At 60.7% G+C, this 20,478-nt stretch carries 17 protein-coding genes and 1 pseudogene; 14 read left to right on the forward strand and 4 right to left on the reverse strand.

All coding sequences use genetic code 11. The annotated features are described in order from the left end of the window. The first annotated feature begins 13 nt into the window (after positions 1–13). The 5 genes from urtC (at position 14) to HMPREF9696_RS20930 (ending at position 4,384) form a co-directional block, all read left to right on the forward strand. Positions 14–1,210: an urea ABC transporter permease subunit UrtC gene (gene urtC, locus HMPREF9696_RS20910; protein ID WP_002715057.1), complete on the forward strand. Its 1,197-nt coding sequence runs from the start codon at positions 14–16 to the stop codon at positions 1,208–1,210. Between the two features lie 9 nt (positions 1,211–1,219). After that, positions 1,220–1,975, forward strand: a complete 756-nt coding sequence (urtD, locus tag HMPREF9696_RS20915) for an urea ABC transporter ATP-binding protein UrtD (RefSeq protein WP_002715058.1) — start codon at positions 1,220–1,222, stop codon at positions 1,973–1,975. Between the two features lie 23 nt (positions 1,976–1,998). Then, a complete protein-coding gene (gene urtE, locus HMPREF9696_RS20920; protein WP_002715059.1) occupies positions 1,999–2,688 on the forward strand; it encodes an urea ABC transporter ATP-binding subunit UrtE in 690 nt (229 codons plus the stop codon). 32 nt (positions 2,689–2,720) lie between these two features. Further along, the gene (gene fmdA / locus HMPREF9696_RS20925; RefSeq protein WP_002715060.1) at positions 2,721–3,950 is read left to right on the forward strand and encodes a formamidase; all 1,230 of its coding nucleotides are present in this window, start codon (positions 2,721–2,723) and stop codon (positions 3,948–3,950) included. A gap of 92 nt (positions 3,951–4,042) precedes the next feature. Further along, positions 4,043–4,384, forward strand: coding sequence for an FmdB family zinc ribbon protein (locus HMPREF9696_RS20930; RefSeq protein ID WP_002715061.1), 342 nt, complete (start codon positions 4,043–4,045; stop codon positions 4,382–4,384). Between the two features lie 58 nt (positions 4,385–4,442). Here the strand turns inward: HMPREF9696_RS20930 and HMPREF9696_RS20935 are convergent, their stop codons facing one another. The 3 genes from HMPREF9696_RS20935 to HMPREF9696_RS20945 are packed head-to-tail and all read right to left on the reverse strand — an operon-like array spanning position 4,443 to position 9,091. After that, positions 4,443–6,980 (reverse strand): branched-chain amino acid ABC transporter ATP-binding protein/permease, encoded by a 2,538-nt coding sequence (locus HMPREF9696_RS20935; protein ID WP_002715062.1) that lies wholly within the window; start codon positions 6,978–6,980, stop codon positions 4,443–4,445. After that, positions 6,977–7,852 (reverse strand): branched-chain amino acid ABC transporter permease, encoded by an 876-nt coding sequence (locus tag HMPREF9696_RS20940; RefSeq protein ID WP_002715063.1) that lies wholly within the window; start codon positions 7,850–7,852, stop codon positions 6,977–6,979. Before HMPREF9696_RS20940 ends, HMPREF9696_RS20935 begins: the two co-directional genes overlap by 4 nt. Before the next feature lie 30 nt (positions 7,853–7,882). Further along, positions 7,883–9,091 (reverse strand): ABC transporter substrate-binding protein, encoded by a 1,209-nt coding sequence (locus HMPREF9696_RS20945; RefSeq protein ID WP_002715064.1) that lies wholly within the window; start codon positions 9,089–9,091, stop codon positions 7,883–7,885. A 173-nt stretch (positions 9,092–9,264) separates the two neighbouring features. On the opposite strand from HMPREF9696_RS20945, the gene HMPREF9696_RS20950 reads away from it, so the two are divergent. The 8 genes from HMPREF9696_RS20950 to arcC all read left to right on the forward strand — a co-directional run bounded on the left by HMPREF9696_RS20950 (position 9,265) and on the right by arcC (position 17,731). Beyond that, on the forward strand, positions 9,265–10,227 hold the full coding sequence (locus HMPREF9696_RS20950; protein ID WP_085946822.1) for a polysaccharide deacetylase family protein: 963 nt from the start codon (positions 9,265–9,267) through the stop codon (positions 10,225–10,227). Between the two features lie 55 nt (positions 10,228–10,282). Beyond that, positions 10,283–11,488, forward strand: coding sequence for an amidohydrolase family protein (locus HMPREF9696_RS20955; protein ID WP_002715066.1), 1,206 nt, complete (start codon positions 10,283–10,285; stop codon positions 11,486–11,488). 193 nt (positions 11,489–11,681) lie between these two features. Continuing rightward, complete coding sequence (locus tag HMPREF9696_RS20960) at positions 11,682–12,431, forward strand: TetR/AcrR family transcriptional regulator (RefSeq protein ID WP_002715067.1); 750 nt, start codon at positions 11,682–11,684, stop codon at positions 12,429–12,431. 263 nt (positions 12,432–12,694) lie between these two features. Beyond that, entirely contained in the window at positions 12,695–13,603 is a 909-nt protein-coding gene (locus tag HMPREF9696_RS20965; protein ID WP_157170118.1) for an oxamate carbamoyltransferase subunit AllH family protein, read from the forward strand. Between the two features lie 191 nt (positions 13,604–13,794). Continuing rightward, entirely contained in the window at positions 13,795–13,989 is a 195-nt protein-coding gene (locus tag HMPREF9696_RS20970; RefSeq protein ID WP_002715069.1) for a hypothetical protein, read from the forward strand. A gap of 10 nt (positions 13,990–13,999) precedes the next feature. Next, entirely contained in the window at positions 14,000–15,250 is a 1,251-nt protein-coding gene (locus HMPREF9696_RS20975; RefSeq protein ID WP_002715070.1) for a YlbE family protein, read from the forward strand. Beyond that, complete coding sequence (gene fdrA, locus HMPREF9696_RS20980) at positions 15,247–16,779, forward strand: acyl-CoA synthetase FdrA (protein WP_002715071.1); 1,533 nt, start codon at positions 15,247–15,249, stop codon at positions 16,777–16,779. Before HMPREF9696_RS20975 ends, fdrA begins: the two co-directional genes overlap by 4 nt. Then, entirely contained in the window at positions 16,766–17,731 is a 966-nt protein-coding gene (arcC, locus tag HMPREF9696_RS20985) for a carbamate kinase (protein WP_002715072.1), read from the forward strand. The genes fdrA and arcC overlap by 14 nt, the downstream gene beginning before the upstream one ends. Positions 17,732–17,761: 30 nt before the next feature. Here arcC and HMPREF9696_RS20990 read toward each other — a convergent pair whose 3' ends face one another. Beyond that, positions 17,762–19,729 (reverse strand): hybrid sensor histidine kinase/response regulator, encoded by a 1,968-nt coding sequence (locus HMPREF9696_RS20990; RefSeq protein ID WP_430642314.1) that lies wholly within the window; start codon positions 19,727–19,729, stop codon positions 17,762–17,764. Positions 19,730–19,937: 208 nt separating this feature from the next. Here HMPREF9696_RS20990 and HMPREF9696_RS21875 point away from each other — a divergent pair. Beyond that, positions 19,938–20,478: pseudogene (locus tag HMPREF9696_RS21875) on the forward strand (hypothetical protein); the annotation flags it as partial.

Genomic DNA, 20,478 nt, shown 5'->3' on the forward strand with positions numbered 1-20,478 from the left:
AAAGGCCAGGAAAATGTCCAACAAAAGCGTAGAGCAAACTTCTGTCGCAAAAGCGGTCAACGACAATCCGCGATTTGCCAACCGCACCGAATTCGTCGGCATTCTGGTGCTCGCGGTTCTGCTGGTCGTCATCCTGCCGCTGACGCTCGATATCTTCCGGCTCAATCTGGTCGCGAAGTATCTGACCTACGCATTTGTCGCCATCGGCCTTGTGATCTGCTGGGGTTACGGTGGAATTCTCAGCCTCGGGCAGGGCGTGTTCTTCGGTCTCGGCGGCTACTGCATGGCGATGTTCCTCAAGCTGGAAGCATCGAGCGTCGCCAACACGAAGATTCAATCGACGCCGGGTATCCCGGATTTCATGGACTGGAACCAGATCACGCAGCTTCCCTTCTTCTGGAAGCCATTTCACAGCCTGACTTTCACGATCATTGCGATCATTCTGGTCCCCGCAATCTTCGCTTTCATCGTCGGCGCCGCGATGTTCAAGCGGCGGGTCGGCGGCACCTACTTTGCTATCATCACCCAGGCGATCGCCGCGATCCTGACGATCCTGATCATCGGCCAGCAGGGCTACACCGGCGGCGTGAACGGCATCACAGACCTGCGCACGCTGAAGGGCTGGGATATTCGCACCGACAATGCCAAGTTCATTCTCTACTTCGTGGAAGTGGCCTTGCTGTTCGGATGCATCGGCGTTGCGCTTTTCATCCGACACTCCAAGCTCGGCCGTATTTTGGTAGCGATGCGCGAAAAGGAGGATCGCGTCCGGTTCTCCGGCTATAGCGTGGCGAACTTCAAGATCTTTGCTTTCTGTGCCGCCGCGGTCTTCGCTTCCATCGGAGGCGCATTGTTTGCCCTCGAGATCGGGTTTATGTCGCCGTCCTTCGTCGGCATCGTGCCCTCCATCGAAATGGTGATCTACACGGCGGTCGGCGGACGGCTGTCGATCCTCGGGGCGGTCTATGGGACGCTGCTGGTAAACTTCGCCAAGACCAGCCTTTCGGAATCGTTCCCGGAATTGTGGCTGTTCGGTCTTGGCGCGCTGTTCATCGCCGTGGTCCTGGTCTTCCCCAACGGCCTCGCCGGAATCTGGCGCGATCACATCCAGAAGTACATCGACCGTCTGCTTTCATCGCGCAAGCCGAAGGTCGACGGAAAGAACGGCTGGACCGACGGCTCGGTCGCAGACGGCGCGCCTGCGGAATAGGAGAGCATCATGCTTGTCGGTCATCAGCCAAAGGAATTTCTCCTCGCAGTCGAAGGCCTGACGGTTTCGTTCGATGGCTTCAAGGCTGTGAACGATCTGTCGTTCTATGTCGATGAAAATGAGATCCGGGTCATCATCGGTCCCAATGGCGCCGGAAAAACCACGGTGCTAGATCTGATCTGCGGAAAGACCAAGGCGACATCCGGCTCCATCCAGTTTCGCGGCAAGGAACTGACCCGTATGAAGGAGAACGAGATCGTCCAGACGGGCGTTGGCCGCAAGTTCCAGACGCCGTCGATCTATGACGACCTCACGGTGTTCGAGAATCTCGAAATCTCCTATCCGCGGGGGCGCACGGTGTTCGGCGCGCTGACATTCCAGCGTGACAAGGCAGTGCGCGAGCGCGTGGAGGAGGTCGCCGAGATGATCTTTCTGAAGGATCGTCTCGGGATGAGCGCCGAGCTTCTCAGTCACGGCCAGAAGCAGTGGCTGGAGATCGGCATGCTGCTGATCCAGGACCCTGATCTTCTGATGCTGGACGAGCCGGTCGCCGGCATGAGTGTCAGCGAGCGGGTCAAGACCGCCGAACTTCTCAATCGCATCATCAAGGACCGCTCGGTTCTGGTGATCGAGCATGACATGAAGTTCGTCGAAGACATCGCCCACAAGGTGACTGTGCTGCATCAGGGCAAGATTCTTTCGGAAGGTTCGATGGAAGCTGTGCAGAACGATCCCAAGGTCATCGAAGTCTATCTCGGTCACTAGGTCCGCAATTCAAGGAAGACATCATGCTTGCGATTTCCGACCTTCATGTCGCGTACGGACAAAGTGAAGTTCTTCACGGCCTCAACGTATCGGTCCAGCCGAATGAGATCGTTGCGATCATGGGCCGCAACGGCATGGGCAAGACCACGCTGATGAAATCCCTGATGGGCATTGTGCCGACCAAAAGCGGCTCGGTGTCAATGGAGGGGAGCGAACTCAGCAAGCTGAAGAGCTATGAACGTGTCGCCAAAGGGCTGGCCTACGTGCCGCAAGGCCGCATGATCTTCTCGACCATGACTGTGAAGGAGAATATTGAAACCGGATTGGTAACGTCGGGCGGGAAAGAGGTTCCCGGCGATATCTACGAGCTGTTTCCCGTTCTTCTCGAAATGAAGGGCCGGCGCGGGGGCAACCTGTCCGGTGGGCAACAGCAGCAACTCGCGATCGCCCGCGCTCTCGCAACCAATCCGAAGGTTCTGCTGCTGGATGAACCTACGGAGGGCATCCAGCCTTCGATCATCCGCGAGATGGCGCGCACGCTGAAGCGCATTCGCGATGAGCGCGGTCTGTCGATCATTGTCTCCGAGCAGGTGTTGAGCTTTGCGCTCGATGTCGCCGATCGTGTTCTCGTTATCGAGAATGGAGAAATCGTTCGCGACGAAGCGCGCGACGGCATCGATGCTGCGCAGGTCGCAAAATATCTTTCCGTTTAACCAAGCCGTTCGTAACCAGGGGAGCATCCTAAATGCCAGATACACTGATCAAGGTCGATCTCAATCAGTCGGCCTACGATAACGACAAGGTTCATAACCGCTGGCATCCGGATATTCCGATGGTGGAGTGGGTTAATCCCGGCGATGACTTCATCATCGAGACCTACGACTGGACCGGCGGGTTCATCAAGAACAACGACTCGGCGGACGACGTGCGCGATATCGACCTGTCGATCGTGCATTTCCTGTCAGGTCCAATCGGCGTCAAGGGTGCAGAGCCGGGCGACCTTCTGGTGGTCGATCTGCTCGATGTAGGCCCGATGAAGGATAGCCTGTGGGGCTTCAACGGCTTCTTCTCCAAGCAGAATGGCGGCGGCTTCCTGACCGACCATTTTCCTCTGGCGCAAAAGTCGATCTGGGACTTCAAGGGCATGTATACCTCGTCGCGGCATATTCCCGGCGTCAACTTCGCGGGCCTGATCCATCCGGGCCTGATCGGCTGTTTGCCTGACCCCAAGATGTTGTCGATGTGGAATGAGCGCGAGACCGCGTTGATCGCCACCAATCCAACCCGCGTGCCGGGCCTTGCCAACCCGCCGTTCGGGCCGACCGCGCATATGGGCCGCATGAAGGGCGACGCGAAGGCGAAGGCGGCCGCGGAAGGCGCGCGCACCGTTCCGCCGCGCGAGCATGGCGGCAACTGCGACATCAAGGATCTGTCGCGCGGCTCGAAAATCTACTTCCCGGTCTATGTTCCGGGCGCGGGCCTTTCGATGGGTGACCTTCACTTCAGCCAGGGTGACGGTGAAATCACCTTCTGCGGCGCCATCGAAATGGCGGGCTGGCTGCACATCAAGGTCGATGTCATCAAGGACGGCATGGCGAAGTACGGCATCAAGAACCCGATCTTCAAGCCGTCGCCGGTGACGCCGAACTATAACAACTACCTCATCTTCGAGGGTATCTCCGTCGACGAGCAGGGCAAGCAGCACTATCTCGACGTACACATCGCCTATCGTCAGGCATGCCTGAATGCCATCGAATATCTCAAGAAGTTCGGATATTCCGGCGCGCAGGCCTACTCAATCCTCGGAACGGCGCCGGTGCAGGGGCACATATCCGGCGTGGTGGACGTGCCGAATGCCTGCGCGACGCTATGGCTGCCAACCGAAATCTTCGACTTCGACATCATGCCGTCGTCGGCCGGGCCGATCAAACACATCAAGGGCGGCATCGACATGCCGCTGTCGCCTGACAAGTAACCCGCGAGGCAACGTGGAGACGGCAGGATGTACGCCGTCTCCACGTCCGCGCTGGATCAAATATCGACTGAGCAGACCGAGGGAGACGTGCTGTGCCGGTTTACGAGTATCTTTGCAACGATTGCGGACCTTTCACCGAGATGCGGCCGATGTCCGAATACGACATGCCGCAGGATTGTCCGCATTGTGCGGTCTCCGCGCCGCGCGCTATTCTGACCGCGCCGCATTTCTCGTGCATGCCGGCGGCAACACGCAAGTCACATGCGATCAACGAGCGCAGCGCCAATGCGCCGAAGACTCTCGGTGAGTACAAGGCCTCGCATGGTCCGGGCTGCGGCTGCTGTTCGGGCGGCAAGCCGTCGCGGCTGATGACAAAGTCACGTTCCGGCGCAAAGGGCTTTCCGACCGCTAGGCCGTGGATGATCAGTCACTGAGCCGCTGATGTTCGATTCAGATCGGCAGCGGCCGGGAAGGCCGATGCCGATTTGACATTCAGGCGCCCACGGTCGTGCGTGGCGCAGCCTTTGCCTGAACTTCGCCGCCCAGATAGCTCGCTTCGAGCGATGGATCTTCAGCGATAATGCCGGCCGCGCCACTCTTAACGATGGCGCCGGTCTCCAGCAGATAGGCGCGGTCGGCCACTGCGAGGGCGTGCCCGGCCATCTGATCGACAACGATGAGCGTCATGCCTTCGGTGCGCAGCCGCTCGAACGACGCGAACAGCTCGTCGACCACCAGTGGTGCGAGGCCGAGCGAGGGTTCATCCAGCATCAGCACCTTTGGCGAGGTCAGGAGGCCCCGGGCAACCGCAAGCATTTGCTGTTCGCCGCCGGACAAGAGGCCGGCCCGGTGATCAATGCGCTGTCTCAGGCGCGGGAAGCGCGTCAGCATGGTCTCGACTTCGGCATCGAGGTCAATGCCGGGGCGGGCATAAGCGCCGAGCTGCAGGTTCTGACGGACGGTCAGTTCGGGGAACACCTGCCGTCCTTCGGGCACGAGAACGACGCCAATACGAGCCCGGGCATAGGCCGGGAGGTTGTCGATCCGCTTGCCAGAGAGCTGTATTTCGCCGTTGGCCTTGGGCGGCTCCAATCCGGCAATCGAGCGCATCAGCGTGGTCTTGCCCGCACCGTTTGCTCCGAGTACGGCAATGGCCTCACCGTTTGCGACCGTGACGTCGATGCTCTCGAGAGCCTGAGACAGACCATAGAACGCATCGAGCTTTCTGATCTCCAGCATGATCTCCGACGAAACCTGACGTGGCGGGCGGTGCTGCTGTTCCTTCGCGGTGGCGTCGCCGAGGTAGGCTTTTCGGACCAGAGGATCGTTGCGGATGTCCGCCGGCTCGCCGACGGCAATCCGCTTGCCGCCGTCGAGCACCACGATATGGTCGCTCAACGACATGATCATGGGCATGTCGTGTTCGACAATAATCACGGCGACACCAAGTTCAGCGATGCGGCGGAGCAGTTCGGTCAGGCGTTGTTTATCGCCTTTCGACAGACCGGCGGCCGGTTCATCGAGCAGGAGCACCTTGGGGCGCAGGGCGAGCGAGCGTGCGATCTCGACAAGACGCTTCTCGCCATGGGGCAGGGATTCCGCCGGCCGGTCGAGGTCGCCATCAACGCCTGCGAACCGCAACAACGATCGCGCGAACCGCTCGGATTCCGGATTGCGCAGGGGCGAGACGATGCCGCCGAGCTTTCCCGCCGTTTCCGCGAGAAGCGTATTTTCGATGATGGTGAGCGAGCCGAACAGTTGGGTGGTCTGGAATGTGCGCGCGACACCGAGACGGGCCAGGGTATGCGATGGCAAGCCGGTCAGATCGCGATCTCCCAGTTTCACCGTCCCTGACGTCGGCCGGTAGAAGCCGCAGAGCAGGTTCAGCGCGCTGGTCTTTCCGGCTCCATTCGGGCCGATCACGCTGGTGACATGACCCGGTTGTGCGGTGAACGAGACGTTCTGCACCGCACGGACGCCGCCGAATGCAATCGAAAGATCGCTGACATCAAGCGATGGAGCCCCGCTTGCCACACGAAGTGCGGTGTCCGGGCTGCCGATTGTGGAGTTTTCCGCCGCGTCGTGCTGCGCAGATGCGGCGGGGAAAAACTTCGCGATGAGCTGGGCAATCAGGCCGGCAATTCCGTTCGGCGCCACGCGCAGGACCGCAAACAGCAGGAGTCCGAACGCGAGCAGGCGATATTCTGCCAAATCGGAAAGAAGTTCCGGCAGCAGCACAACCAGCAGCGCGCCGATGATCGGACCGAGCGCTGAACCCGCGCCGCCGATCATCACGCCGAACAGCAGGAGGATCGATTGCAGGAAAGGAAACGAACTCGGGCTGATGTATCCCTGAAGGGGCGCGAACAGCGAACCCGCCAGCGCCATCGCCGCGGCGGAAATGACAAAAGCCATGGTCCGTACGCTGACAAGGTCGATGCCGATCGAGCGTGTAGCGACTTCGGAATCGCGCGCCGCGCGCATGGCATAACCCCATCCGCTGCGCTTCAGCCGGTCAAACAGGATGACGCCTGCGAACATCAGGACAACGCTGGCGATGGCCAAGCCGCGCTCGTTGAGGGGCATGCCGAAAATATCCGGAGGCGTGGTCAACACGAGGCCGTTGCCGCCGCCGGTGAGATCGCGCCATTCGACAGTGCCGTGTTCGACGATGAAGCCGAAAGCGATGGTGACCATCGCCAGATAAGGACCCCTGACGCGCAGCGCAGGCATGGCCAGGAGCCCGCCGACAATGCTGACAAGGACAATACCCGCGCCGGTCGCCGCCAGATAAGGCCAGCCGGCCTTTTCCATCAGCAGGACGGTCGTGTAGGCGCCTATCGCCATGAAGCCGATGTGCCCGAGCGAAATCTGCCCGGCCAATCCGAGCAGGACATTCAGGCCGATGCAGGCGATGGCCGTCAGTGCGATCGTCGCAATGAGAAACACCGCATAGCTGTCAGCAACCGCGGTATAGCCGAGCATCGCCACGAGAGCGGCAGCGGCGAGGAGAGAGGTGCGAGCGGTCATACCTTCTTGACTCCAGCGCGGCCGAGCAGCCCGTGAGGCAGAACGACGAGAATGACGATGACGGAAGCAAATGTGATGATCTGGGTGTAGACCGATCCGAGATAGCTGGTGGCGAAGACTTCAATGAGACCGAGGCAAAGGCCGGCCAGCATCACGCCCCAGGCGCTGCCAAGGCCGCCGATGATCGCGGCGGCGAAGGCCTTGATGCCGAACAACGTGCCCATTTCAGATGAGACGTTGAACAGCGGCGCAATCAGAAGAGCTGCGATTCCGGCAAGAATGGCCGACACTGCGTAGCTCCCGGCAATGGCGCGGCCGACGTCGATGCCCATCAGTTTGGCGGCGCCGGGATTCTGAACCACAGCAAGCATCGCTACGCCATGGCGAGTGCGCCGCGTGAACAGATGCAGCGCGCCGGCCAGCAGCAGGCCGATGACCGGGATCAGAAGCTGAAGGGGATAGACGCCAGCGCCATCGACAATCTGGATCGGCTTCACCGCGAGCGGAGACGGAAAGCCGCGCGGCTCCTTGCCGAACACGAACAACATAAGGTTATCGACGATGATGCCGACGGCGACCGTCGCCATCAACCAGTTATCCGATCCACGCTGCACGAAGGGACGCACGGCATAGCGCTCGATTGCAAGGCCGTACAATGCGCAGATCAGAAGAACGATGGGGATGCCCAGCGCGGCCGGCCAGCCCCAGAGAACGAGAACGAAGTATCCGGCAACGGCTCCCAGGGTCATTGAGCTGCCCTGGGAAAAGTTGACCGTTCCGGATACCGCGTAGGTGACGTGAAAGCCCAGCGCGAGCAGTCCGTACATGCTGCCGAGCGCCAATCCTGTGATGATCGCAGGAAGAAGTGACATGTGCTGACTGCCCTGTTGCGAGAACGGCGGTTACTTCTGGGCGACGGGCATGATGTGATTGTCCTCGAAGCGCGTCCAGATGTAGTCCTTCTCCGACAGGGCGTCGTGCCGGGTCTTGGTGAACGGCTTGTCGTAGGTCTTGATCAGGCCATTGACCTGGTCGACTTCATAGAGCCCGTTACGAATGGCGGCAGGATCTGCACTTTTGGCTTTCTCGATGGCGCGCGCGATCACAAGAACGGAGTCATAGGCGTTGGCGACGCCGACAGCCGGCGTCACGTCCGCCGGTCCCTTGATGTCGGGATACTTCGCCTGCAATGCGGCCATCACCTTCTTGCCGACGGGTGAAAGGTCGCCGAAGAAGCTGTAGGTCTGAACGAAAATCACGTTCTTCGCGTTCGGCCCAGCGAGCTCGGTGAAGCGGCCGCCGGCCGGACCCCAGTGCGAAACGATCGGGGGGGCCCAGCCCATGCGGTCGAGCGATTTCACGACTTGCGATGCCGGGCCGACATTGCCGACCAGGAAGAGCGTGTCGGCACCGGCCTGCTTCAGACGCGAGAGCTGCGGAACGACATCGACATCGTTGCCTTCAAACTTCTCGATGCCGGCGGGCTCGATGCCGGCCTCTTTCATGGCGTCCTTGAGCCCATGCTCGTTCGACTCTCCCCATGGATTGTTGACGAGGATCAGGCCGGGCTTTTTGGTGCCGTAGGTCTTGCGCGCGAACTGGACGATGGCCTTGTCGACTTCGCTGTCCTTCGCGGAGACGCGGAACACATAGTTATCGGCGGCGCCGTTCTGCGTGATGTTGGTGCCTGCGGCCCATGGCACAACGAATGGCATCTTCGAGTTGTTCACGAACGGCACGATGGCGAGAGCGACAGGTGTATCGAGGCCGCCGAGCACGGCGGAAACCTTTTCGCGCTGAATCAATTCACGCGCGGCGATCAGGCCTTTGGCCGGATTGCTTTCATCGTCGCGGCGGACGAGCTCGAGTTGCCGGCCGAGAACGCCGCCCTTGGCGTTGATCTCGTCGATGGCGATGGTGGCTCCGCGGGTGAGAGCTTCACCGGCCCGCGCCGATTGACCCGACAGGGCGGTGACAAGGCCGATCTTGATGGGTTCTGCGGCGTGAGCCGCTGAAACGGAAAGTGTTGCGGCGAAGGCAACGCCCATCATGCCACGCAGGAACGAAGGGCGGGAAAAGGCACGGTTCGATGATGTCGAATTGTAGCGCATTCTGCTATTCCTCCCGATAAGGCGAGTTCTCGCATCGAGAACAGTTCGCCAGCATTTCCGCCGCTCATCGTGTCGCGAACTTGACGGAAGTAAAAACTTTCTTCAACAATGCGCGAAATGTCAAGCGGCTGTAGTTACTTTGACGGAGTTTTCGGATGAATGGGAAAATTTCTATGCCCACAATTTCGGCAAATGATGCCGCGTCTTCGCGCAGTGCGGAAGATGACGCAGCACGCGCGGCATTCGAGATTTCCTCACATGGACGATACGGTTACAGCGCGATCGTCAATCGTCCGGACTTCACTTGGCCGGGTGGAAAGCGCCTTGCGGTCTACATCGGTTTGAATCTCGAACACTTCACTTTCGGGGACGGCTTGGGCGCGGAACTTTGTCCCGGAGGTCCGCATCCGGACGTTCTGAACTACGCCTGGCGCGACTACGGTAACCGGGTCGGTGTCTGGCGGTTGATGGATCTTTTCGACGAACTGTCGTTTCCGGTCTCCGTACTCGTGAACAGCAGCATCTATGCGTATTGTCCTGAAGTGATGGATGCTTTCCGGGAGCGCGGGGCGGAAGTCGTCGGTCATGGCCGGACCAATTCGGAGCGGCAGGGCATCATGCCTGAAGCGCATGAACGGCAATTGATCGCCGAGTGCACATCGGTGATTGCCAATGCCGAAGGGCACAAGCCTGCAGGCTGGCTCGGGCCGTGGATATCGCAATCGCATCTGACGCCAGATCTGCTCGCCGAGGCTGGATACGGTTATCTGCTCGACTGGTGCATGGACGACCAGCCGATATGGTTCAAGACGCGGAACGGCGGACGGATTCTATCGGTGCCTTATCCGCAGGAGTTGAACGATATTCCGTCCATTGTCGGACGAAAGGATTCCGGCGAGCAGTTCGCTGGAATGATCGTCGATAACTTCGAGGAAATGCTGAACCAGTCGGCGAAGCAGTCCCTCGTTATGGGAATTGCGCTGCATCCTTATCTCGTCGGTCAGCCGCATCGCCTCCGGCCGCTGCGGCGGGCGTTGCAGGCCATCGTTGCAAAGCGCGACGATATCTGGATCACGACGGCCGGCGGCATTGCCGATTATTGCCTGACCCTGCCGGACGGGATCATCCAGTCCTGACGCTGCGCGGCCAGATCATAGGCTCAAAAACCATTCCCCAATCGAGGACGTGAACGTGACCGGGATCGAAACGCTTTTTCAGAATGCACGTCTGACTGACGGGCGCGTTGTCGACTTTGCGACGGTGGATGGGCGCATTGCTGCGATGGCGCAGGGGCTGCAGTCGCCGCAGGCGCGGCAAACGGTCGATCTTGAGCGCCGGCTTGTGCTGCCTGGATTTGTCGACGGCCATCTCCATCTGGACAAGGGTTTTATCGGCGACGACTGGAAGCCGCATCGGCCCTGCACGGCGGGCTTTAACGTCCGCGAGCGGGTCGAGTTCGAGAAACAGGCGCTTGCGAAGGCAAAGCCGATCCCCGTGCGCGCCGCTGCCTTGATCGAGCTGTGCGTGTCGCACGGCACCACGCACATGCGCAGTCACGTTGACATAGATCCGCAGGTCGGATTGCGAAATCTCGAACAGGTTGTGGCTGTGCGCGACGCGCATCGCGACAAGGTCTCAATCCAGATTGTGGCTTTTCCGCAAAGCGGAATCGTGACCGCACCCGGTACGCGCGAGTTGCTCGATGCGGCCATCCGGAACGGCGCGGATCTCGTCGGAGGTCTCGATCCGGCGAGTTTCGATGGCGACATCGCAGGACATCTCAATGTGATTTTCGGCATTGCGGAGCGCCACGGCGTCGGAATTGACATCCATCTGCACGATGGCGACCTGCTCGGCGTTTTTGAAATCGAGGAAATCGCGCGGCGCACCAAGGCGCTCGGTCTTGGCGGCAAGGTCACGATCAGCCACGCCTATGCGCTGGGGCAGGTGTCCCGGGATGTCGCGCAGAGGGCCGCGAACCTGTTGGCCGAAGCAGGAGTTTCGATCCTGACGAATGCGCCCGGCGCTCATGCTTTCCCGCCTGTCATGCTGTTGCACGAGGCTGGCGTGAATGTCTTCGCCGGCAACGACAACATTCGCGATTCCTGGTGGCCTTACGGTGACGGCGATTTGCTCGAAAGGGCGATGATTGTGGGATATCGCTCGGGCTTCAACACCGACGCGGAGCTCGAACTGGCATTCGGCATGGTCACCGGGCACGCGGCGCGGGCGCTTCATGTCAAGGATTACGGGCTCGCCGAGGGCGGGATGGCCGATTTTGTCGTGCTGGATGCGGAGCATATCCAGGAGGCCGTGATTGCGCGGCCGAAAGCCCGCGATGTCTATAAGGCAGGCCGTCTGATTGCACGAAATGGCGCCACAATTTCCGCCGCGTAACAACAGCCTGCTTTTGGGCAAGCTCCTGGTTTGGTGCGGATGATGCGCCGGATGATTTGATTGCGGGAGTGGCGATGTGGTAGTTTGGGCGCATATTGCCCGTAGAATGCAATTTCAGAGGCCGAATGGCCCGCCGGCAACGGCACCGTGATAGATCGCCAGATTCTTCCAAGGGTGTTGACCAGGTGCAGGAATGAACGAGACGTCAGCGAAAAAATCTCCTGCGCGGAAGAAGACCGCAGCGGGCAAGCGCAAGCGCGATTCTGCACTCACCAAGGAATCGATTCTTCAGGCCGCCACTTACGAGTTTTGCCGGAACGGTCTTGGCGGCGCGCGTGTTGATGCCATCGCCCATCGCGCGAAAGCCAATATGCGGCTGCTCTATCACTACTTCGGCGACAAGGACGGGCTTTATCTGGCGGCCCTCGAGCATGTCTACACGGACATCCGCGCCGCCGAGCAGCAGCTCAATCTCGACAGCCTCGATCCTGCGACAGCGCTGCAGGAACTGATTGATTTTACATTCACGTTCTTTCAGAACCACCAAGACTACATCGCCATGATCAACACGGAGAATTTGCAGCGTGGCAAATATCTCCGGAAATCCCGCAAAATCGCCGCGCTCACAATGCCGCTCGTCTCCAATATCGAAAGCATTCTCAGACGGGGCGTGGCTGCCGGAATTTTCCGCAGTGGCGTGGACCCGATCCAGCTATATGTGACGATCACCGCCTTCAGCTATTTCCATGTGTCGAACAGGCATACGCTGTCCTTGATGTTCGACAAGGAACTGGGCGATTCAAAATGGCTTGAAGATCGCCGCAAGCATACGCACGACGTGATCGGAACGTGGCTGGCTGCCCCGGGAGCTTCCCGCGAAGGGCAGAAGATGGCCTCACCAAAACTCTCGCCGATCCGGGGCAAGGCGTCCGATCTCGTGTGACGATCCGCCCGGGACGGACCTGATGTGCTCCCCGCGGGTAAGCCGCAAGTCCAAAATTAGACCGTCCTCGGCTCACCGGGATCGACCCGGGTTTCGCCACGCGAATAGCCGGACGGCCATTTGACAATGATAAGTAAGAATATTATTACTTAAGTGGTCGCGACTGTTGTCGCTGTTGCGGGATTATTGGATCGGGAATGGCCAGTCAGGCCCATCGGATGCGTACGGAATTTCTCCGGCCGAGAACGGCGGGGCATTCGCCGTTGCCGTCGATCCGGGAGATCGGGCTGCTCGCTGACGTCACGCTCCGCAAATCGCAGGCCGGCCGCGTGACGGCTGTTTTCGACAGTTCCTTCTACGCTGTCTTCGGCGGCGAATGGATATGCGTGGGCCTGCCTCACATCGGCTCGGGACCGCTGCATGTCGTGTGCGAGAGCAGGCCCCATGCTTGGCCGCAATCGGAAAACGCGATTACGCTCGACGGCTTCGCCCTTTCTCTCGACGGCATGCCGTTCGCGACCCTCGAAGGCGCATCCGTCTGGCAGCCGGAAAGGCTCGAGGACTGGACGTTGGCCGATCTGCAGCGAGGCGTCGGCGCGGCCAGCGCGTTGTGGCGCGGGGAACCATCCGGGAGCGGGTTGGCAGCGGCGGGCTGCGTGCCGTTTCCTGCAGGCCTCTCGCGGCTCATGTCCGCGGCCCGCCCTGCGGTTGCGGCCCTCGATCGGATTCTCGCACAGGCATGCGCGGGCTGTGATGCATCGCCCGAGGACGAAATGCTGCTCATCACCCTGATCGGGCTCGGGCCGGGACTCACGCCATCCGGCGATGATCTGCTCGGCGGCGCGCTCATCGCGCTGGCGTCTCTCGATCTGCTGGATGTCAGGGACAGGTTGTGGAGCGTGTGTTCTGACAAACTCGACCGCACCACTGACATCAGCGCATTGCATCTGCGGACGGCAGCGCGCGGCTACGGCGCGGCGTCGCTCCACGACGCGATCCATGCCACGATCGGCGGTGATGTGTCGCGCCTTCCGGATTTCCTCAATGCGGTTTCAACAATCGGTCACAGTTCAGGTCGCGACAGTTACGCCGGTGCATTGATTGCCTTGCGCGCGGCCGAGCGTCATTTCTCTCGCGAAGACACGCGCACATGGGGTTCTGCCGAAGCCTGACGTTCTGCGTCTGGTTTCTCCAAACTTGGCTGCTCCGGTGTCATGCCCGGAGCAGCCTTTTTCTTGCCCGATCGTGCGTCGAGGCGCCTGCGTTCCTTGTTGTTGGTTGTCGATTGAGGCGTGGCGAACGTTGCAATTGACAAAGTAAGAATTTTCTTACTATCTTGAAACCTCGATACGAGTGGAGGACGATGTTCGTGGCAAATGAAACCAACAAGCCGTACCAGGCGCTGCTGACCGGCAACGTAAAGGTCGTGAATGTCGGCCTCGAAGGCTTTGTGAAAGATCTGCGCGATTGCGACATCGAAGTCGTTCATGTCGATTGGTCTCCGCCCGCCGGTGGTGATCCGGAGATGGCGGCTTTGCTCGCGAAGCTCGGCGTGTGAGGGGGCATCCATGAAGCTGATCGAGGAAGCGAACAAGCAGGCTCTCGCGCGCATTCTGGAGGGTGAGCCAAAGCTGATCGACATCGTTCCTGCGCGCGATGTCCTGAAGGGCCTGAAGGAGAGGATGATCCTTCACGCCGGTCCGCCAATCACATGGGACAGGATGTGCGGGCCGATGCGCGGCGCGGTCGCCGGCGCAATCGTCTTTGAAGGCTGGGCGTCCGATCTTGAATCCGCCACTGAACTGGCCGCCGGCGGCGGCATTGAATTCCATCCGAACCACCATTTCGGTGCGGTAGGGCCGATGACCGGCATGACGACGGTGTCGATGCCGCTGTTCGTTGTCGAGAACACACGGTTCGGCAACCGTGCCTACTGCGCGATCAACGAAGGCCTCGGCAAGGTGATGCGCTTTGGCGGCAACGACGCGAGCGTGCTTGCGCGGCTAGCCTGGCTGCGCGACGTGTTCGGTCCCGTGCTCGCCAAGGCGATCCGGGCGCGGGGCGGCATCGAGCTCAAGTCGATCATCGCGCGTGGTCTCTCGATGGGCGACGAGATGCACCAGCGCAACCTGGCCTGCTCGAGCGTGTTCCTGCGCGAGATCGGGCCATCGCTGGCGCGAACCTCGACTGACAACAACATTCTCGCCGACTGCATCGGCTTCATCGCGCAGAACGATCAGTTCTTCCTCAATATCGCGATGGCGATGGGCAAGGCGATGACCGATCCGGCGAAGGGCATTCGCGGTTCGACGGTAGTCACAGCCATGTGCCGCAACGGCACCGACTTCGGCGTGCGTGTGAGCGGTATGGGCGACCAGTGGTTCACTGCGCCGGTCGAGATGCCGGAAGGTCTGTATTTTGCCGGTTATTCCGAGAAGGACGCCAACCCGGACATGGGTGATTCCGCGATTGTGGAGACCGTCGGTCTGGGCGGCTTCGCGATGGCGGCGTCGCCCGCTGTCGCCGGGTTTATCGGCGCCGGTGCGCCGTCGGAGGCGGGAAACTTTACCCGGGCAATGGGTGAAATCACCGTGGGGCAGAATTCGGAGTGGACCATTGCTGCGCTCGATTTTGCCGGAGTGCCGACGGGAATCGACGTGCGGCTGGTTGTCGAAACCGGACTGGCGCCGATCATCAATACCGGCATCGCGCACCGTGAACCCGGAATCGGTCAGGTCGGTGCGGGCGTGGTGAAGGCGCCGATGGCGTGTTTCCAGCAGGCTGTCCGGGCGATTGCGAAAGATCTGGGGGTGTCATGAGCGCGTTTGTTCTGAGCGAAATCCGCAAGGGATTTTATCTGGATTCGGTCGCGCTGATGCGGCTGTCGCGTGAGATTGCCGCGGCACCCGGCATTCTCGAAGCCGCACTGATGATGGGAACGCCTTCCAACACGGCCATCATGCGCAATGCGGGACTTCTTGACGGTGACATCAATGCGCAAGGCAACGATCTCATTCTCGCCGTGAAAGCCGAGAACGAGCAGGCTGCCCGTGCCGCGCTTGCCGAGGCGCGCAAGGCGCTCGATAAACCGAAGAGCCAAAGCGCGGAAGGTGCGGTGTGGCGGCCGCGCAGCATCGGCGCGGCGGTCAAGGCAGCGCCTGATGCCAATCTTGCGCTGATCTCCGTTCCTGGTGAATTCGCGGCTGCGGAAGCGCGCAAGGCGCTCAACCGCGGCCTGCACGTCCTGATGTTCAGTGACAACGTCGCGATCGCGGATGAATTGTCTCTGAAGCAGCATGCGCGTGAACGCGGCTTGCTGATGATGGGGCCTGACTGCGGCACCGCCATCATTGGCGGAGCGCCGCTGGCCTTCGCCAACAAGCTGAACCGCGGACGGATCGGAATCATCGGCGCGTCGGGAACGGGCACGCAGGAGGTTTCGTGCCTTGTCTCGGAAGCAGGTGAGGGCATCTCGCATGCCATCGGCGTCGGCGGACGTGACCTGAAAAAGGAGATCGGCGGGATCACCACGCTGATGGCGATCGACGCGCTCGACGCCGATCCGGAGACGGAGCATGTGGTGCTGATTTCCAAGCCACCACATCCGGATGTCGCAAAAGCTGTCATTGCGCGGATCGCGCAAAGTCCGAAATCCTACACGGTATGCTTCATCGGGGCGGACTCGGCGGATCTGCCGCCCAATGCGAAGTTCGCCCGCACGCTCAAGGATGCAGCCGAACTTGCGCTCGGCGGCAAGACGATCGGCGGCCATTTCAGCGTGACGAAGCTGGCGACACGTCTGCCGAAGCGCAGGGGCGAGCGCCGCATCGAGGGTCTGTTTGCCGGCGGAACGCTTTGCGCCGAGGCGCAGGTGATTCTCGGTGCCGGCGGCCGCAAGGTCGCATCGAATGCGGCGATTCCGGATGTGCCATATCTCGATGCACCGGAAAGCGCAGGCCGCGACCGCATCATTGATCTGGGTGCCGACGAATATACCCAAGGCCGTCCACATCCGATGATCGACCCGTCCGTCCGGGACGATGCGTTGCGCGCAGCCCTGGTCGATCCTGAAGTCGCGGTCATTCTCGTCGACCTCGTGATCGGTTATGGCGCGCATGCCGATCCTGCCGGACATCTGGCAGGGATTGTGGCGGGTCGCTCCGACAGCGCGCCGGTCATTGTCGCCTCGGTGACCGGCACCGAGCTCGACCGTCAAGTGCGTTCCGCACAGGTTCGCCGTCTGGAAGAAGCGGGAATTCTGGTCGCGCCATCGAACGCACAGGCTTGCGAACTGGCTCTTGCCTTCGCCGCCAACGACATCAAGGTGGCTCGCTATGCGCACTCTTAATGAGGTCCCGCGCCGTCTCGTGATCGCAATCGGCGGTAACGCGGTTCATCCCGAAGACATTTCCGGGACGTCCGAGGAGCAGAAGAACGTCGCCCAGCACACCGCGAGGGCGCTGTTGCCGTTGGCCAAGATCGACAACGAGCTTGTCATTACCCATGGCAACGGGCCGGTGGTCGGCAAGATCATGATGCGCCAGATGCTGACCATGAGCCGCATCCCGCCGATGTCGATGGATATCTGCGTGGCGCACAGTCAGGGCGGGATCGGTTATCTGCTGATGCAGGCGATCGAAAATGCGCTGCGGGAGGATGGAAACCAGCGGCACGTCGCAAGCCTTCTCACGCAGGTTGAAGTCGATGCCGATGATCCCGCGTTCAAGAATCCGACGAAGTTCGTAGGCCCCTTCTTCACGGAAGAGGAAGCGAAGAATATCAGCAAGGAGCTCAACTGGGCGATGCGCGAGGATTCAGGTCGCGGTTGGCGTCATGTCGTGCCGTCGCCGAAACCGAAGCATGTCTGCGACATCTCGCTGGTCGATGCGCTGGTGAAGCGCGGCACGATCGTGATCGCAGGCGGCGGTGGCGGCATGCCGGTGGTGCGCGATGCGCGAGGTGTTCGCACCGGCGTTCCGGCGGTGATCGACAAGGATTTGACCTCGGCGCACATCGCCAATGTTCTCGACATTGAAGAACTGCTGATTTTAACGGCGGTGCCCCGCGTCGCCGTCAACTTCGGCAAGCCCAACCAGAAGGAATTGGCTGAGGTCACCCTCGACGAAATCAAGATGTATCATCGTGAGGGGCATTTCCCGCCCGGAAGCATGGGGCCGAAGGTCGATGCCGCGATTCGCTTTCTGGAGGGAGGCGGCAAGCGCGCGATCATCAGTCATCTCGATCATGCGATGGCGGCGCTTCGCGGACAGACCGGCACACATATCGTCCGGAATCCATGATCGCGTCAGAGCGGATCTGGCGCGAGGCAATTAGGCTTCCCGCGCTATCCGATGCGGCGGGCTGGATGCAGACGACATGGCCTCGTCGATGATCGCGGCCAGATCCTGTTGTCTGAACGGTTTGGCGAGTTTCGGAATTCCGTCCGCTTCCCCGTGGGGAAGCTCGGCGTAACCGGTGGCGATGATCGCTGGAAAGTCCGGCCTTTCGGCGCGGATGGTTCTGATCAGGTCGATGCCGGTCATATGCGGCATGGCTTGGTCGGTTATCAGAAGCTCGATGTCGGATTCCTGCTCAAGGATTTCGAGCGCTCGTGTGCCCGAGGAGGCGCTATGAACCTTGTGCCCGAGTTCTTCCAGAATTGAGGACGTGTTCAGTCCGACGAGCGGATCGTCGTCCACGGTGAGGATCACGAGCTTCCGGTCAGAGCGCGTGACCCGCGTAGGGGTGACGGGCGATTTCACGGACGCGGCTTCCGCCAGTGCGACAGGCAGCCAGAGTTCGGCTGTCGTTCCGACGCCAAGCTGGCTTTTCAGAACGAGCTTTCCTCCCGATTGCTGCGCCATGCCATGAACCATGGGCAGACCAAGGCCGGTCCCTTTTCCAACACCTTTGGTCGTGAAGAAAGGCTCCATCGCATGCGCGAGGGTTTTGTCGTCCATGCCGGTGCCGCTGTCGGCGATGGTGATGCAAAGATAGCGTTGCGGAGCCGATCCATCCGAGCCGGAGGCGATGTGATCGCGAGCGCTGACGACCATTGTTCCGCCCTTGGGCATGGCGTCGCGCGCATTGACTGCCAAATTAAGAATCGCAAGCTCGAGCTGATTGGCGTCCACCAAAGCCGGGGGCAACGAGGCCGGAAATTGCATGTCGATCCGGATCGAGGGGTCCAGCGAGCGCTGCAAAAGCTCGGTCATTCCGTTCAGCAGGACCGGAACATTTACCGCGATCGGCTTGAGTTCCTGGCGGCGGGCAAAGGACAGCATGCGCTGCGTCAGCGCGGCGCCGCGTTGTGTGCCCTGAAGGGCATTGTCAAGGAGCTGTCCGATCTTCGGATTGTCGTTGGGAAGATTTCTCTGCAGCAGCTCAAGGCTGCCCTGAATGGCCATCAGCAGATTGTTGAAGTCATGCGCGACGCCGCCGGTCAACCGGCCGAGGGCTTCCATTTTTTGCGATTGAACAAGCGCCTGACGTGTTTCTTCGAGAGCGCGCTCAGTATCCTTTCGCGCGGTGATGTCACGGGTGATCTTGGCAAATCCGAGCAGGGATCCGTCGGCATGGCGGATCGCGTCGATCACCACATTGGCCCAGAATATCGTTCCGTCCTTGCGGACGCGCCATCCTTCTTTCTCGAATCGTCCTTCGCGTTCCGCGATTTCAAGGGCGCGTTCGGGGAGACCGGCACTCTTGTCTTCTTCGGTATAAAACCGCGAGAAGTGCTGCCCGACGATTTCGTCCCGTGTGTAGCCCTTGATACGCTGTGCGCCGGAATTCCAGCTCGCAACCGTGCCATCGCGTTTGAGCAGGTAGATTGCGTAGTCGGTGACGCCATTCACCAGCAGCCGGAACTGCTCCTGGCTGTTGCGCAGTGCGGTTTCTGCCTGTTTGCGTTCGGTGAGATCGCGGGTGATCTTGGCGAAGCCGACCGGATTGCCGGACGCGTCGCGGATCAGGTCGATGACCACATAGGCCCAGAATCTCGTTCCGTCTTTGCGGACGCGCCAGCCTTCGCTTTCAAATTTTCCGTCGCGAATCGCGGCTTCGAGCGCGCGTTGTGGAAGACCGGATGCCCGGTCAGCTTCGGTATAAAATCGGGAGAAGTGCTGCCCGACGATTTCGGCTTCCTCGTAGCCCTTGAACCTGCGCGCTCCCGGATTCCAGCTTGAGATAATCCCCTGAAGGTCCAGCATGTAAATCGCATAGTCGGTAATCGCATCGACAAGCATGCGATATCGTCCGGCGTCGGATCCTGATGCATCGAAACGTGCCTGGCCTTCCACGAATTCCCCCACCAATCGTCAGATCAACCTATTGAAACCCGCCGGAACCGGAAAGGTTCCAGCCGCCTGTTCCGAGACGGGTCGGCGGAAATATCGTGTGTCTGCGCGGGTTGAGACGACAGATATCCGTGAACGGTGCAAAAATGCTGTGGAATCAAGTGATCCGGACCAACCGGACGCAGGGACGTGATTTCAGGTTGGGGACATCGTGGGCCTGGTTGGCGGATCAGCTCGGGGGCTGCGGGCGGCTTTTTGCGGCTGCGCCTTGCTGTATGCGTCGGTTCTTCCGGCGTCCGCGGCGTGTGATGGCGTCGTCAATTGTACTGGAAATATTTCCGGCGGCGTCAGTTACGACGGCAACGCGGTCACGACCCTCAATGTCAACTCGCTGACCAATAATGTCACGCCGTCCGGCGGGGTGTCCGGGTTGGCATTGAACGCTCGCGCCGACGATGGCAGCAACGGTCGCGACGGCGGCGTCGGCATCGGGACCGAACCAGGCGACAATGGCAATGGCGGCAACAACCTGACCTTGACCTATTCCCAGCCGGGCGCCAATCCGGCGGTGGGAAGCTCCGGAGCTGTTGTCACCACCAACGCGGCCGGCATCATCGTGACATCACGCGGTGGCAACGGCGGTAGCGGCGGCGACGCCTACGTTGCGGGCAACGGCCGGGGCGGCGGCGACGGCGGAGCAGGCGGCACCGTTACCGTTTCTGCCACCGGCGCGATCTCCACCAGCGGCAATG

This window comes from Afipia clevelandensis ATCC 49720, assembly GCF_000336555.1.
Lineage (GTDB): Bacteria > Pseudomonadota > Alphaproteobacteria > Rhizobiales > Xanthobacteraceae > Afipia > Afipia clevelandensis.

Coding starts and splice junctions, on each gene's coding strand:
- urtC (WP_002715057.1), top strand. CDS start 14: ATGTCCAACAAAAGCGTAGAGCAAACTTCTGTCGCAAAAGCGGTCAAC.
- urtD (WP_002715058.1), top strand. CDS start 1,220: ATGCTTGTCGGTCATCAGCCAAAGGAATTTCTCCTCGCAGTCGAAGGC.
- urtE (WP_002715059.1), top strand. CDS start 1,999: ATGCTTGCGATTTCCGACCTTCATGTCGCGTACGGACAAAGTGAAGTT.
- fmdA (WP_002715060.1), top strand. CDS start 2,721: ATGCCAGATACACTGATCAAGGTCGATCTCAATCAGTCGGCCTACGAT.
- HMPREF9696_RS20935 (WP_002715062.1), bottom strand. CDS start 6,980: ATGACCGCTCGCACCTCTCTCCTCGCCGCTGCCGCTCTCGTGGCGATG.
- HMPREF9696_RS20940 (WP_002715063.1), bottom strand. CDS start 7,852: ATGTCACTTCTTCCTGCGATCATCACAGGATTGGCGCTCGGCAGCATG.
- HMPREF9696_RS20945 (WP_002715064.1), bottom strand. CDS start 9,091: ATGCGCTACAATTCGACATCATCGAACCGTGCCTTTTCCCGCCCTTCG.
- HMPREF9696_RS20950 (WP_085946822.1), top strand. CDS start 9,265: ATGCCCACAATTTCGGCAAATGATGCCGCGTCTTCGCGCAGTGCGGAA.
- HMPREF9696_RS20960 (WP_002715067.1), top strand. CDS start 11,682: ATGAACGAGACGTCAGCGAAAAAATCTCCTGCGCGGAAGAAGACCGCA.
- HMPREF9696_RS20970 (WP_002715069.1), top strand. CDS start 13,795: ATGTTCGTGGCAAATGAAACCAACAAGCCGTACCAGGCGCTGCTGACC.
- HMPREF9696_RS20975 (WP_002715070.1), top strand. CDS start 14,000: ATGAAGCTGATCGAGGAAGCGAACAAGCAGGCTCTCGCGCGCATTCTG.
- fdrA (WP_002715071.1), top strand. CDS start 15,247: ATGAGCGCGTTTGTTCTGAGCGAAATCCGCAAGGGATTTTATCTGGAT.
- arcC (WP_002715072.1), top strand. CDS start 16,766: ATGCGCACTCTTAATGAGGTCCCGCGCCGTCTCGTGATCGCAATCGGC.